This window comes from Cupriavidus sp. H19C3 (assembly GCF_049393815.1).
In the GTDB taxonomy this organism is placed as follows: Bacteria; Pseudomonadota; Gammaproteobacteria; order Burkholderiales; family Burkholderiaceae; genus Cupriavidus.
The window spans coordinates 1,706,469-1,721,637 of sequence record NZ_CP184986.1 but is presented as its reverse complement, the minus strand read 5'-3'; the positions used below and the strand labels follow the sequence as shown (position 1 = coordinate 1,721,637).

The 15,169-nt window shown below is 68.4% G+C and carries 9 protein-coding genes; 5 read left to right on the top strand and 4 right to left on the bottom strand.

What is annotated here, in order from left to right; all coding sequences use genetic code 11:
• Nucleotides 1-18 precede the first annotated feature (18 nt).
• Nucleotides 19-882 carry a LysR family transcriptional regulator gene (locus DFLDMN_RS27255; protein ID WP_423198860.1) on the bottom strand — a complete coding sequence of 288 codons (864 nt, stop codon included), beginning with the start codon at nucleotides 880-882 and terminating at the stop codon, nucleotides 19-21.
• Between the two features lie 158 nt (nucleotides 883-1,040).
• On the opposite strand from DFLDMN_RS27255, the gene mdtD reads away from it, so the two are divergent.
• Nucleotides 1,041-2,498 (top strand): multidrug transporter subunit MdtD, encoded by a 1,458-nt coding sequence (gene mdtD, locus DFLDMN_RS27250; RefSeq protein ID WP_423198859.1) that lies wholly within the window; start codon nucleotides 1,041-1,043, stop codon nucleotides 2,496-2,498.
• Between the two features lie 97 nt (nucleotides 2,499-2,595).
• Here the strand turns inward: mdtD and DFLDMN_RS27245 are convergent, their stop codons facing one another.
• The 3 genes from DFLDMN_RS27245 to DFLDMN_RS27235 form a co-directional block, all read right to left on the bottom strand.
• Nucleotides 2,596-2,967, bottom strand: a complete 372-nt coding sequence (locus tag DFLDMN_RS27245; protein ID WP_423198858.1) for a hypothetical protein — start codon at nucleotides 2,965-2,967, stop codon at nucleotides 2,596-2,598.
• Nucleotides 2,964-3,638, bottom strand: a complete 675-nt coding sequence (locus DFLDMN_RS27240; protein WP_423198857.1) for an alpha/beta hydrolase — start codon at nucleotides 3,636-3,638, stop codon at nucleotides 2,964-2,966. The genes DFLDMN_RS27245 and DFLDMN_RS27240 overlap by 4 nt, the downstream gene beginning before the upstream one ends.
• Nucleotides 3,639-3,752: 114 nt before the next feature.
• Complete coding sequence (locus tag DFLDMN_RS27235) at nucleotides 3,753-4,055, bottom strand: hypothetical protein (RefSeq protein ID WP_423198856.1); 303 nt, start codon at nucleotides 4,053-4,055, stop codon at nucleotides 3,753-3,755.
• A gap of 508 nt (nucleotides 4,056-4,563) precedes the next feature.
• Here DFLDMN_RS27235 and DFLDMN_RS27230 point away from each other — a divergent pair.
• The 4 genes from DFLDMN_RS27230 (at nucleotide 4,564) to cobN (ending at nucleotide 15,158) form a co-directional block, all read left to right on the top strand.
• Nucleotides 4,564-8,652 (top strand): cobaltochelatase subunit CobN, encoded by a 4,089-nt coding sequence (locus DFLDMN_RS27230; protein ID WP_423198855.1) that lies wholly within the window; start codon nucleotides 4,564-4,566, stop codon nucleotides 8,650-8,652.
• A 95-nt stretch (nucleotides 8,653-8,747) separates the two neighbouring features.
• Nucleotides 8,748-10,541, top strand: coding sequence for a M30 family zinc metallopeptidase (locus DFLDMN_RS27225; protein WP_423198854.1), 1,794 nt, complete (start codon nucleotides 8,748-8,750; stop codon nucleotides 10,539-10,541).
• A gap of 132 nt (nucleotides 10,542-10,673) precedes the next feature.
• Nucleotides 10,674-10,997, top strand: a complete 324-nt coding sequence (locus tag DFLDMN_RS27220; RefSeq protein ID WP_423198853.1) for a hypothetical protein — start codon at nucleotides 10,674-10,676, stop codon at nucleotides 10,995-10,997.
• Nucleotides 10,998-11,306: 309 nt separating this feature from the next.
• Nucleotides 11,307-15,158: a cobaltochelatase subunit CobN gene (cobN, locus tag DFLDMN_RS27215; RefSeq protein WP_423198852.1), complete on the top strand. Its 3,852-nt coding sequence runs from the start codon at nucleotides 11,307-11,309 to the stop codon at nucleotides 15,156-15,158.
• Nucleotides 15,159-15,169 lie beyond the last annotated feature (11 nt).

Here is a 15,169-nt window from a genome sequence, read left to right as displayed (position 1 = left end):
GGCTTGCGGCTGACGAATTCAGGGCAGATCGGCGCGCGATGGGCGCAGATCGCTCTTGTGCAGCAGCTGTAACAGCGTTTCCGCTGGCTTCGACAGGCCGCGCGCCGACAGCGAGATGAATTCGACTTCGGGCAGCGCCGGCAATTCGTCGTTATTGACTGGCGTTACCAGCCCGCGCCCCGACAGGTTCTGCGCGCGCACGGTAATGCCGAGCCCCCCGCGCGCGGCGGCGATGCAGCCCGAGTGACTGCTGCTGGTGCAGACCACGCGCCAGCGCCAGCCGCCCTTGGCCAGGGTATCGAGCACCACGGAGCGGGTGACGCTCGGTTCCGTCACCAGGATCAGCGGTAGCGGCTGGCGGATGTCGATGACCGTCCCCGGGCGCGCCTGCCATTCGAGCTGACCGCGGAACAGCGGCACGCCGCGCCGGTCGCCTTCGCGCCGCTTGCCTACCATCAGGTCGAGCGCGCCATCGTCGACCAGCTCGTACAGCCGGCCGGTCATGCCGATGGTGATTTCCAGTTCGACGTCGGGGTGGGTATCGCGAAAGGCCGCAAGCACGTTGGGCAGCGGCCCCTGCGCCAGGTCGTCCGAGGTGCCCAGCCGTACACGGCCCTGCAGGCGCGGGGCGCTGAACTGGCGTTCCGCGCGTGCCAGCGACTCGAGGATCAGCCGGGCATGCACCAGCAGGGCCTCGCCATCGGGCGTCAACGACAGCGAATGGGTGTCGCGTACGAACAGGCGTCGGCCGACGCTCTGTTCGAGCCGCCGGATATGGTCGCTGACCGACGACTGGGACAGGCCCAGCTGGCGGCCGGCATCGGTAAAGCTGCGCGCAGTGGCGACCGTGGAGAAGGTCTGGATCCAGACGGGATTGAGCATGCGGCATTGTCATCGGCATTTTCGATCGCAGTCAACAACTCCAAAGGGGTTCCCGATGGCTGCGGGTATCGATAACATTTCAGCATCTGCTGACAAAGGCCCCTGAACGCGCGATCGGCGCACGACGACAAAAGGCCGTCGGCAACGCCAACATATCGATGACCGCCCCTGCCCCATCCTCTCCGTCTGCCGCGTCTTCCGCCTCTGCGGGTTCCCAGGCGCATGCGCAGAAAGCCATGCTCTGGATCGTCTTCGCGGGTTTCTTCATGCAGACCCTCGACACGACCATCGTCAACACCGCGTTACCTTCCATTGCGCGCAGCCTTAACGAGAAACCGCTCGCGCTGCAACCCGTCATCGTCGCCTATACGCTGACCATGGCCATGCTGACGCCGGCCTCGGGCTGGCTGGCGGACCGCTTCGGCACGCGCCGCGTGTACTTCGCCGCGATCCTGATCTTCGTGCTGGGCTCGGTGTTCTGCGCCACCGCGCATACGCTGACGCAACTGACCATCGCCCGCGTGCTGCAAGGCATCGGCGGTTCCATGCTGCTGCCGATCGGACGCCTCGCGGTATTGCGCAACGTGCCGAGCGAGCAGTACATCGCCGCGCTGGCATTCGTTTCGGTGGCCGGCCAGGTCGGTCCGATCTTCGGTCCGGTGCTCGGTGGCTGGCTGGTGCAGAGCGCCTCGTGGCACTGGATTTTCCTCATCAACGTGCCGGTCGGGCTGATTGGCCTGGCGGCCGTGCGCCGCTATCTGCCAGCAGGGGAGTCGGGGGTGGCGCCGCCGTTCGACTGGGTCGGTTGCGGCCTGCTGTCGCTGTGCATGGTGGCGTTCTCGCTTGCACTCGATGCCTCGCACGGCAGCGGCGGCGCCACACTCGGCCTGTTGCTGGCGGCGATCAGCGTGATGGCCGCGCTGCTCTACATTCCGCATGCGCGCCGGCACCGCACGCCGCTGTTTAGCCTGGCGCTGTTCCGCGAGCCCAATTTCAGTGTCGGCCTGATCGGCAACCTGGTGGCGCGCATCGGCTCGGGCGCGGTGCCGTTCCTGCTGCCGCTGCTGATGCAGCTTCAGCTCGGCTACTCGCCATTCCATTCGGGCCTGATGCTGCTGCCGGTGGCGATTGCCGGGGCCATCGCCAAGCGCTGGATCGTGCCATTGGTGAATCGCTACGGCTACGATAATTTCCTGATGGTCAACACGCTGATCGTCGGGGCGTCCATCGCCTCGTTCGCGGCCATGGCGCCGGGCTGGCCGCTGGCGATCTCGATCCTGCAACTGGCCACGTTCGGTGCCTCCAACTCGATGCAGTTCGCGGCGATGAACAGCGTCACGCTGAAGAACCTGTCGCGCGAAGACGCGGGCAGCGGCAACAGCCTGTTCTCGATGGTGCAGATGCTGGCGATCGGTCTTGGCGTGACGATCGGCGGCGGACTGGTCAGCCTGTTCTCGGCCAAGCTGGGCGTGGCAGCGCCAGCTTACCGCCTGGCCTTTGTCAGCGTGGGGTGCATCACGATGCTGTCGGCACTGGTATTCCGCCGCCTCGATGTGGCCGAGCTGACGCAGCCGCGCCGCGCCAGCCAGGGGGCGGTGCAGGGCGCCCCGCGCTGAGCGGCGGGCGGCCGGGCGGACCAGCGGTGGAGCGATCGATCCGTCGATCCGTCGGTCGGTCGGTCGAACTTGGGCCCGGGGCTGACCGCTCAGCCGGTCACTCCGTCACCCCATTCTCGCGGAGCAGCCGTTCGCATTCGTCCAGCATGTCGTGGGCGAAGGCGGACTGGTAGTTCGGGTCGAGCGCTTCCATCATCTCGTGCGCGGCATACAGGCCAGCTTCACGCGACAGCGTTTCCGCCAGTTGCCGGGCGAACTGGTCGCTGAGCTCCGACAATAGCCGCCGCTCCTGCAATGCCAGTTGCAGTCTGGAGCGGGACAGCCACATGCCCGCCAGCGTGGCGCCCTGGGCATCGGTCATCCATTTGCGGTGTTCGTAATAGGCGGCCAGCCGTTCGGCCGTGAGCGCAAACAGCAGCGCCTTGCGCGTATTGAAGTCGATGCGCGGGGGAGGGGTTTGCGGAATCATGCGAAGCGGGCGCGCAGCCAGGCGCCGATGGCGGCGATTTCCTCCAGGCACACCGAATGCGGCATCGGATACGTATGCCACTCCACCGGATGACCACGTCCTTGCACGAAGTCGCGCGCACGCTCGCCGAGCCCCAACGGCACCACCTCGTCCTCGCTGCCGTGCGCGGCCAGGATCGGCAGGCCGGCGTTGGCGGTCGAGGCGTCGCGCGCGACCAGCTCGGTCGAGGGGATATAGGTGGAAAGTGCGACGATGCCGGCGAGGCGCTCGGGATGCGTGAGCCCGGCCGTATAGGCAATTGCGCCGCCTTGCGAAAAACCGGCCAGCACGATGTTTGCACTGGGCACGCCGCGCGCATTCTCGCGCGCGATCAACGCGCGGATGGCTTGGCGCGAGGCGCGGATACCGGCTTCGTCGGCGCGGCGGCCGACTTCATCGAACGAGAGGATGTCGTACCACGCGGGCATGACGTAGCCGCCGTTGGCGGTCACGGGCAGGGCGGGCGCATGGGGAAAGATAAAGCGGATGGGCGGTGCCCCGGCCAGGCCGAGTTCAGGGACGACCGGCGCGAAATCGCTGCCGTCGGCCCCCAGGCCATGCATCCAGATCACGGCATGGGTCGGATCGGGTGCGGTTTCGAATTCGATCGCGGGCAGTAGCGCAACAGTCATGAGGCCGGTTCCAGTTCGTCAGGACGCGAGCCGGCCCGCATGTCTCAAGGTGGGGCCGCGCAAACGCGCACGGCCGCGAGTATCGCATAGCCGGCTGCGCCAGCCGCACACGGATCAGGCCGCAGACGGGACGATGGGTACCGTGATCAGCCCGGGCGAGGCGCGGGTGGGCTGCGGCACATGCGGCAGCTCCTCGGGCGCGGCGGCCGCGGCATGGCGTCGGTCGGCGACGCCTTCGACTCCGGTCGTGGTCACCTCTTCGAGAAAGGCGATCATGTTGCGGTAATAGTCGACCTGCATTTGCGCTTCCAGCAGACGCCGCTCCGCCTGAAAAAGCGTGAGCCTCATATCTTGCAATTCCTTTTCAGCGATCTTCTCTGGCGTCGGTGGACTGAACAAGTTTGCAAGCGAACGCATGGCAGTTACCTCCAGGTGACGACGACTGTTGATGCAAATGCTTTTGCCATAACGTCAATATAGTCGATCGAGGGAAAGGTACACGATGGGTCACCATGCGCCATGTGGGGTCGCCCACAAGAATGATTGCGGGGAAGATGGAGCGCGGTGTAGATTTCCGGCCCGGCTTGTGGACCCGGCTCCACAGGCATCGGTGAAACCCCGGAAGCGGTGATGAGGTTTTGCCATCATTGTCGTTTTTACCAGCCGCGCCATGACTTAATTGCCATCTGCGCTTCCCCGGCGAGGGTGGCGGCGCCGATGTCATGTCATCGTGCTTCTGCGCAAAAACAACAGCGCGGTACGGGCCGGCACCGTTCTGCAACGCGCGTTTGAGCCGCATGTGCGCCGCAGTCGATCCGGACCACACCGGCCCAGGCGTCCGACATCGCAGCGTTCGACCGGGGCCCACGCGTAGAATGCTGCGCTTGCCGGCCCGATGTCGGGCCCCGATCCGTCCGTACCGCCCGTGCCGACCGCCCCCGTATTCCCTCTTGCTACCCTGCACCACGCCCCCACGTTCCGCAGCGTGGACGCGGTGCGGCATGTGCTGTGCGTGCTTGCCCATGTGTGCCTGCTGCTATGCGCCGGCCTCGCCTGCGCGGCGCCGGTGCGCATTCTCGTCGTCACGCCGAATACCCATCTGTTGCCCGCGGCCGAGGCCGCTTTCCGCGCCGCCCACGGTAACGACGCCGCGCAATTCGATCTCGTCGCGGCGGCCCCGGACGCCGCCCGCATGGCGCGCGCGGATGTCATCCAGGCATGGTTCGTCCCCGCCGCGATGCTGCGCGAAATGGCGCCCGGCGTGCGCGCCGCGCAAGCGCGGGGCGCCTTGCTGCTGGCCAGCCCCGCGCAGACCGCGGAAGCGGCGTGGGGTGTCACGCTCGACGGCGCGCGCAATGCCACCGCGCAGCAATACTGGGAAGCCGGCGGCGCCGACAATCTCGCGGCGTCGCTTGCGTATGCGGTGGCGCAGGTCCAGCGTGCGCGTGGCGAGACACCGCTGACCGTGCCGGCACTGCGGCCCGCGCCGGCGGCCGGCATCTACCATCCGCGCGCGCCGGGGCCGTTCGCGACCCTGCGCGAGTACCTTGCCTGGTACGACGGTGCGCGTGGCGACCACGACGGGCCGGCGCGCCGGCGCGGACCACTGGTCGGACTGACCTTCTATGCCACCCACTATCGCCAGCGCGATCTCGCTCATGTTGACGCCCTGGTCGACGCGCTGGAGCAACGCGGCATCGGCGTGGTACCGGTATTCGGCTGGCCGCTGTCCGCGCTGGACGCGCAGCTCGCCATCGACGGCACCACGCCGCTCGAATTGCTGCTGACGCTGAATCTGACGATTCCGCGCGCAGCGGACAAGGACTGGCTCGCGGCCCACGGCCTCCATGCCATCAACCTGATCGCCACGCGCGACAGCCAGGCCGCGTGGCGTGCCGATGTGCGCGGCCTGGCCGGCGCGCGCGTGCCGCTGCTGCTGACCGCACCCGAGCGTAGCGGCGCCACCGAGCCGATCCTGTTTGCCACGCAGGAAGACGTGGCGGGCGCCAAGGCCAGCGCCGCAGTACCGGAGCGCGTCGACGCCATCGTCGCGCGCGTGCAGCGCTGGCTCGCATTGCGCCACAAACCGAATGAGGACAAGCATGTGGCCATCCTCTACTACAACAACCCGCCCGGCCGCGGCAATATCGGCGCGAGCTACCTGGCCACGCTGCCGTCGCTGGCCAGCCTGCTGGAACGGTTGCGCGCGGCGGGCTATCGCACCGGCAGCAGCTTGCCGGACACGGCCACGCTGACGCGGCTGCTCGAAGCCAATGGCCGCAACGTCGAAGCCTGGGCCCCCGGCGAGCTCGACGAGATGGTGCGCGCGGGACACGTGACCTTGCTGCCAATGGCGCAATACCGCCGCTGGTTCGATGCACTGCCCGCGGATTTCCGCGCCGCGGTGACGCGCGCGTGGGGACCGCCCGCACGCAATCCGCTGATGCTGGCGCGCGATGCGCACGGCGAGCCGGCTTTCGTGATTCCCGGCCTGCGCTTTGGCAACGTCTTTGTCGGGCCGCAACCGCTGCGCTCGACCTTCGCCCGCGCGCAGGACACCACGCACGATACCGTCACGCCGCCGCCGCATTCTTACCTGGCCGCCTACCTCTGGTACCGGCATGCCTTTGGCGCCGATGCGGTGGTGCATGTGGGGCGCCACGGCACGCTGGAATGGTTGCCGGGCAAACAGGTGGCGCTGGCCGGCGACGACAGCGCCGAGGTACTGCTCGGCGATCTGCCCAACGCCTACGTCTATATCCAGGACGGCGGCGGCGAGGCGATTCAGGCCAGGCGCCGCAGCGCCGCCGTGCTCGTGAGCCACCTGTCGCCGCTGCTCGCCAATGCGGACATGCCGCCCGCGCTGGCGCAACTCGACCAGGCCATCGAGCAGGAGCAAGCCACGCGCGACAGCGCGCCGGAACTCGCACAGCAATACCGGCGCCAGGCACTGGCGCAGATCCGCGCGCTCGCGCTCGACCGCCAGCTCGGCATCGATGCGGATGCGCCGTGGGCGTCGATCGAACCCACCATCCATGCCTTTCTGCATCGGGTGGAAGCCGAGCCCATGCCGCTCGGCATCCATGCGCTCGGTACCATGGCGCCAGCCAGCGAGCAGGAAGATGCGCTGGCCACCATGCTGGCCGGGCGCTTCCGGACCGGCGATGCCAGCACGATCGGACCCGCGCGCCTGCGGCAATGGGCCGCGGACCTGATGGCCGCGCGCGCACCCGCGACCGACGGTCTGCCGGCCCGCCTCGCGGCACCCGCGCAAGCGGCGCTGGCAAGCGGCCGGCAATGGCTCGCGGATCTGCGCGCTTCGCCGGCGCGCGAGCTCGATGGTGTCGTTACCGTACTTGGCGGCAGCTATCTGCCGAGCGCACCGCTCGGCGATCCGGTGCGCACGCCGGAAAGTTTGCCGACCGGGCGCAACCTGCATGCGTTCGACGGGGCGTTGATACCGACCCCTGCCGCGTGGGAGCTCGGCAAGCGGATGGCCGAACAGACGCTCGCGCGCTATCGGCGCGAACATGGCCGCGCGCCGGAATCGGTATCGATGGTGCTCTGGTATGGCGAGACCGAGCGCCATCAGGGCGCGATGGAAGCCGAGGCGTTGTACCTGATGGGCGTGGAGCCGGTATGGAACGCGCGTGGCGGGGTGGAGGACGTCAGGCTGATTGCGGACAGCGCGCTGACGCATCCACGTGTCAACGTCCTGCTGACCACCTCGGGCATCTATCGCGACGGCTTCGGGGACAAGATCGCGCTGCTCGACAAGGCCGCGCGGCTGGCCGCGGCGGCGGGCGACAACGCCATCAGCCGGCATGACCGCAATGTGGCGGCAGCGCTCGTGGCCGGCGGGACCGATGCGGTGCTGGCCGCGCGCCTGGCGCGTGCCCGTGTCTTTGCGGCAAAGCCGGGCAATTATGCGATCGGCGTGCAGCAGATGGTGGAACAGAGCCGCGACCGGCAGGGTGCGCCCGACGCGCTCGCGCGGCTGTACCTGCACGGCATGAACTTCGCCTATTCGGCGGAAGGGTGGGGCGAGAGCGCACCCGACGCGCTGGCGGCCCATCTCACGCGCAACCAGGCCGTGCTGTTCTCGCGCACGAGCACGCTCTATGGCGCGCTCGACAATGACGACACCTACCAGTACGCGGGCGGCCTGGCCGCGGCCACGCGCGCGCTCTCGGGGCGGGCGCCGCCGGTGTGGCTGCATAACCTGCGCGCCCCGGGCGAGACAAGTACCGTGGACGCGCGCACCTGGCTGGCCACCGAGCTCAATGCGCGCCAGTGGAACCCGAAGTGGATCGCGGCGATGCAGCGCTCGGGCTATGCCGGCGCGCGCGAGATGTATCGCGAGATCGAACACCTCTACGGCTTTCAGGCCACGGTGCCGGAACAGATGCCGGGTGCCTTCTGGCAACGCACCTACGACGTCTACGTGGCGGACAGCCTGCACCTCGGCATGGAGGCGTTCTTTCGCCAGGCCAACCCGCATGCCATGCAGGGCGTGCTGGCGCGCCTGCTCGAAGTGGACCGGCAGGGCAGCTATCGCTTCAGCGACAGCGAACGCGCGCAGCTGCTGCGGCGCTATGCCGAGTCCGTGCGGCGCGATGGGATGGCATGCACCGCCAATACCTGTGGCAATGCCGCGTTGATGGCGCATATCGCGCGGACGTCGCGAGCGCTGGCGATCGATGCCGCCACGCTGCGCGCGCTGGGACATCGCTATGCCGATGCGGTGGTGGGGCCCGCGCGTGCGCCGGCTACGCTTGCGCGGGTAAGGTCCACGCCGCCGGAACACCTGCCGCCAGACGCGAGGCGGCGTGAAGACGAGATACGCGGGATCCGGCTTGAGGCGCGGCCGGAGCCGCATGCCGCAACGGCGCCGGTCAGCACCGCGCTGACACCGCACGCTGCGGCAATGGCAGTCCTTACTCTCCTTGTATTCCTCGCGGGCGCAATGGCCGCATGGCGGCGCGGCACGCGCCAGGCCCCCCGGCGCCAGTAGGGTAAAGGCGCGCGCGCGGACTGCCGTTATTCCCTCGTACAGCCTCACAGGGCGAGGCATGCGGACAGGGTCCGACAGGGAATGGGAGAAGGGGGATGCGCTCGCGCAAGGAAGCAGGCGGCACGCAGCTCGGCCGCGCAGGAGCAAGCCGCCATGCGGTCGCAGGCCAGGGCGGCAGCGGTAACGGGATCGGCGGAGCGGGCCGCATGCGGCTGGCACTGGCGTGCCTGGTGGCCGCGGTCGTGGCGGCGCCGCTGGCCGGCTGCGGCGGCGGTGGCGACAGTGGCGCCGCGAGCGGGACGGCGGGCACTTCCGCCAACTCACCCTCCACGCCCGCCACACCGCTGCCGGCGGTGCCGGCGCTGATTCCCGCATGCAGCGGCTGCGCCGTGGTGGATGCGCATACCTATGCCGGCAGCGGTACGGGCATCTGGGAAGTCAGCAATAGCGGCAGTGCCGCCGTGGAGGTGCCGGTCAGCATCGCCGGTCTCAACGGCCAGGATGTGTCGCTGGTCTTCACCAACGAGAGCGGCACCGCGCAGGTCATGCCTGCCATTGCGCTGACGGCGTCGCGTTCGGGTTCGCGCTTCCCGGCGGCCATGGACAGCCTGCAGCTGCAGACGCCGGCGCCAGACATCGAGACGACCAGACGCCGCGTCGCCGATTTCAACCGCGATGGCTGGGCGTTGCTGGCCGGCAGCAAGCAGCCGCTTGCATTTTCGGTGCAGAGTGCCGCGCCCGCTTTCTCCGTGCAGACCAGTTCGCGCACGTGGTACCACGTGGATGACAGCGCGCGCACCGCTACGTTGCGCAAGCAGGTCACCACCTCGGACCACGTCACCGTCAACTTCTGGGTGGAGAACGGCGAGGAAGGAGCGGGCAAGATCGACAGCACCATGCTCGATGGGCTGGCCGCGGCCTATGCCAGCCCGGGCGGCATCTACGATATGCTCAAGGCGGTCGGCGGCCCGATGTGGGGGCCGCAGTCTTTTGCCACGCTGATCGACGGCAACAACCAGCCGATCGATATCGTGATCCTCAATTTCGACCATAACGGCAGGCCCTACGACCTGGTCGGCTATTTTTACGCGCGCAACAACTTCCGCAAGGGCAGCGAACCGCTCAGCAACGAATCGATCTCGCTCTACCTCGATGCGGAAACGCTCTATCTGGGCGGCGCGGCGGGCGTGCAGCAGATGCGCATGACCATGGCGCACGAAGGCCTGCATATGCAGAACTTCTATCGTCGCGGCGTGCAGAAAGGCAGCCTCTACATGTTCGATACGTGGCTCGAGGAAGCCACCGCGATGATGATGGAGGACTTTGCCAGCTATGCCGTCGATCCCACCTACAACGCCATTCGCGACGTACGCTTTCGCGACTACGTGAGCTATGGTGCCGGCTCGTACAACTGCAACCTGACCGTCTGGCGGCCGTTCGACAGCGGCGTGTGCGACAGCTATTCGGTCTCGGGTGCGTTCGGCGGCTTTCTGGACCGCCATCTTGGCCTGGGGTTTTACGCCAACCTGCTCGGCAACTTCAGCAGTACCGATTCGGTCGCCGTGCTCGACAATGCGATCCGCGCGGTGCGTCCGGCCTCGGGCTTCCACGACCAGTTTGCGCTGTGGAGCGCCACCTCGGCGGCGCTGATGCCGGCCAATGGCACGCCGGCGGACTACGGCTATCCGGTCTGGAGCGACGGCAACTTCGTGCTGCAGGAAATCGATCCCGCGTTGTACGAGGCACGGCGCACCCTGACATCCGTGCTGCCAGCCACGCTGCAGGCGTATGCCAGCCTGCCGGTCGTGCGCCAGGCGGTACGGGGCAACTATGCGGAAACGGTGAAGGTACCGGCCGGTACGCGGCTGTCCGTGGTGATTCACGACTAGCGCGGCCATTGCCCGACCCAGGATTCGCCGAGCGGAAGCGCACCCGTTAAAATTGCGCGCACATCCGGCCCGAGCATCGCGGACGGGCCGGCAACAATAAATAAATGGGCTACGCCAATGCGTGAAGAATCCATGAACCACAGCCGTGTCGCCACTACCTTGCTTGCGGGAATTGCCGGGGGCGCGGCGCCGATTGTCGGGACCCGACTGGAGCTGACCGGGCTGCTCCGTATCACCGGCAACGAGCCGTTCCCGGTACCGGTGCTCCATCTGGACGATGGCAGCGCCTGGGAGCTCGGCGGCTTGCCGTCATTGGTGGCGCGGCCGCTCGCGGGCCAGCGCATCCACGTTGGCGGGATCGTCATGCGCGCGCCCAAGACCGACGGCTGGATGCCTTCGCTGCGCGTGGACGATTCCGGTCCCGAGCTGGCGCGCCCGGACCGACCCGGGCGCTAGGCGCGCCAAGCGCGGCGGGGGGGCGCGAGCCTCGCCCGGCGGAGGTGTGCCGGCGCGGCAGGCATGCGCCCGCCGGCGCCCGGTTCCCGCGTTACCGTCTCCTTATGCCATCGTCCTGCGCACCGCGCCGGGCGTGGACAGGTGTCGCCGTTCTCTTTATGCTAAGCGCCGTTGCGCGATCGCGCGCGTGCGTCATGCGCCGTCGTTACAGCGCTGCCTTTACCTGCTGTCCGGACCTGCTGTCCTGACCTGCTGTCCTGACCTGCTGTCCTTACCCGCGGTCGTAATCCGCTACCGTTCGCGAGATCCATGCATCTGTTATCCACCCGGCCGGGCGGTTTTGTCGAAGACGGTGCCGTGGTCCTGCGCATCGCGCAGACGCCGGGTGACATCGTCATCCTCAGCGCGGCCGATACCACGCTGGCCCTGCTCGCCAGCGTGGTGCCGCGGCTCGGTCCCGACTATCCGGCGGTGCGGCTGGCCAACCAGATGTACCTGCGTCAGCCCGCGTCGCTGGACCTCTACGTGGACGAAGTGCTGCAGCACGCGCGCGTGGTGGTGGTGGACCATCTGGGCGGCGCCAGCGATTGGGCCTACGGCCTCCAACGCCTGCCGGAACTCGCACGGGCGCGCGGGCAGCTGCTGGTCATGTGTTCCGGCGACCTGGCCGAGGACGAGAATCTTGCGCGCCACGGCAATGCGCCGGCGGCGCTGACGCATCTGCTCTGGCGCTATCTGCGCGAAGGCGGCGCCGGTAATGCGGAGCAGTTCTTCCGCTGCCTTGGCCATCATGCCTTGGGCCGGGGCGAGCCAGCCCTGCCACCGCAGGTCTTGCCGCAGGCTGCGCTCTACCATCCCACGCGGGGTGTGGCCACGGCCGCGGACTGGCAGCGCGATTGGGAAGCCAGGGGCCTGGCCGGAGCCCCGGTGGTGGCCGTGCTGTTTTATCGCGCGCACCTGCAGGCGGGCAATACCGAAGTCTTCGATGCGCTCTGCGCCGCGCTGTCGGAGGCCGGCCTGTGCCCGCTGCCGCTGGCGCTGACCTCGCTCAAGGAGCCGATGTGCCGCGAGGTGCTGCAGCGTCTTTGCGATGCGCACGACGTGGCGCTCGTGCTCAATACCACCGCGTTTTCGGTGGGCGCCCCCGACGATGCCACGCAGGCCGCCATCGCCAACGACGCGCCGGTGTTGCAGGTCATCCTGTCCGGCGGCAACCGCGAGGACTGGCTGGCCGACAGTCAGGGCCTGGGGACGCGCGACGTGGCCATGCAGATTGCGTTGCCCGAGGTCGATGGCCGCATCGTCACGCGCGCCGTCAGTTTCAAGGGGCTGGCCTATCGCTGCCCGCATACCGAAGTGGATGTGGTCCGTTACCGGCCCGATGCGGAACGCGTGCGCTTTGTGGTGGAACTCGCGCGCCGCTGGTGCCGCCTGCGTACGCTGCCCAATGCGGAGAAGCGCATCGGCCTGGTGCTGGCCAACTATCCCGCCAGCGAAGGGCGTATCGGCAACGGCGTCGGGCTCGACACGCCGGCCTCGGTGGTAGGCATCCTGTCCATGCTGGCCGCGCAGGGCTACAGCGTGGATGGGCTGCCGGCGGACGGCGCGGCGCTGATGCAGGGGCTGACGCGCGGCATTACCAACGATGTCGATCAGCATGCACTGCGGCCGGCCTTCCAGAGCGTGGCGATGGCCGACTACCTGGCGTGGTTCCGGCAGTTGCCGGCGCCCAACCAGCAGGCCGTGATGGCGCGCTGGGGCGCGCCGGAAGGCGATCCGATGGTGCGCGCCGGCCGCTTCATGATCGCGGGCGTGCGGACCGGTCACGTGTTCGTCGGCATCCAGCCCGCGCGCGCTTATGCCGACAGGCTCACGGACGGGCCCCCGGGGGCGGGCCCAGACGGCGCGACCGGCCTCGATGCCTATGCCAGCTATCACGATGCCGAACTGGTGCCACCGCACGGCTATCTGGCGTTCTATTTCTGGCTGCGTCACGTGTTTGCCATCGACGCGGTGGTGCACGCCGGCAAGCACGGCAATCTCGAGTGGCTGCCGGGCAAGAGCGTGGCGCTGGCCGAGACATGCTGGCCAGACGCGATCCTCGGGCCGCTGCCGCATCTCTATCCGTTTATCGTCAACGATCCCGGTGAAGGGGCTCAGGCCAAGCGTCGCGCGCAGGCCGTGATCATCGATCACCTGATGCCGCCGCTGACGCGTGCCGAGAATTACGGGCCGCTGCAGGATCTCGAACGTCAGGTCGACGAATACTACGAGGCGCTGACCATCGATCCGCGCCGTGCCAGGCTTCTGCGCAAGACCATTCTCGACACGATCGTCGGGCAGCAGCTGCATCGCGAACTCGGGCTCGAGGCGCCTGCCGGCAGCGCCGAGGAAGACGCGTTGCTGAACCGTACCGATGCGTGGCTATGCGAACTCAAGGAGTCGCAGATTCGGGACGGGCTGCATGTCTTCGGGCAGTCGCCGCAAGGCACGCAGCGGCGCGACACGCTTGCCGCGCTCGCGCGTTTTCCCGTCGGCGACGGCATGGCGGGGCGTCAGGGGCTGCCGGGCGCGCTGGCGGCGGACCTGCAGCTCGGGTTCGACCCGCTCGACGCCGACTGGGCGGCGCCGTGGACCGGACCCCGGCCGGCGTTGCTGGCGCAGGCCGATTGCGGTCCCTGGCGGCATCATGGAGATACGCGCGAGCGCCTGGAGCATGTGGCGCTGGACCTGATCGACGGGCTGCTCGCGGACGGCGCGCCGTCCGTGGACCCGCAGACGGTGGGCCCGCAGACCGCGATGGTGCTGGACCGGTTGCGGCAGCAGATCGTGCCCGCGCTCGATGCGTGCGGCGGCGAGGAGTTGCGCCAGCTTGCGCGCGGTCTGGCCGGCCGCTTTGTGCCGCCGGGTCCAAGCGGTGCGCCGTCGCGCGGCCGCCCCGATGTGCTGCCGACCGGTCGCAATTTCTACGCGGTGGATACGCGCGCCGTGCCGACCCGCACCGCATGGACGCTCGGCCTGCGTGCCGCGCAGCAACTGATCGAGCGTCATCTGCAGGAGCACGGCGAATATCCGAACGCGGTCGGTCTATCGGTATGGGGCACCGCCACCATGCGCACGGGCGGCGACGATATCGCGCAGGCGATGGCGCTGCTTGGCGTGCGGCCCCGCTGGGCGCCCGGCAGCCATCGCGTGGTGGATTTCGAGATCCTGCCGGTGACCACGCTCGAGCGGCCGCGCATCGACGTCACGCTGCGCGTATCGGGATTCTTCCGTGATGCGTTTGCCAATCTGGTGGCGCTGTTCGACGCGGCCGTGCGTGCCGTGGCCGAGCTCGACGAGGCGGCCGACGTCAATCCGGTGCGCGCCCGCATGCTTGCCGAGCGCGCGCGCATGGAGGCGCAGGGCGTGGATGCGGCCTCCGCGCGCGCGCGTGCCGGCTGGCGCGTCTTTGGCGCACGTCCGGGAGACTACGGTACGGGCTTGCAGGCGTTGATCGATGGTCGCCGCTGGCAGGACGACGCCGATCTGGCGCATGCCTATCTGCACGCGGGCGGGTATGCCTATGGGCAGCGGGCCGATGGCGTGGATGCGCGCGACACCTTTGCGATGCGCCTCGCGCATATCGATGCGGTGGTGCAAAACCAGGACAATCGCGAGCACGATCTCCTCGACGCCAACGACTACTACCAGTTCCAGGGCGGCATGGTCGCCGCCGTGCGCCATCTCGGCGGTGCGCAGCCAGCCATCTATCACGGCGACCATGCCAATCCCGCGGCGCCACGCGTGCGCACGCTCGGCGAAGAGATCGCGCGCGTGATCCGCACGCGCGTGGTCAATCCCAAGTGGATCGATGGCGTCAAGCGGCATGGTTACAAGGGCGCGTTCGAGATGGCGGCGACGGTCGACTACCTGTTCGGCTACGATGCCACCGCGCGCGTGGTGGCCGATCACCAGTACGCAATGGTTGCCGACGCGTACGTCAACGACGACGCCACGCGCGCTTTTCTGGCGCAACACAATCCCCGCGCGCTGCAGGGTATCTGCGAACGACTGCTGGAGGCGATGGAACGCGGCCTCTGGCAGGAACCCGGCGCGCAGCGCGCGCAGATCGAAGCCCATCTGCTCGCCAACGAACAGCGGCTCGAAGGACAATCATGACGACGTTACCG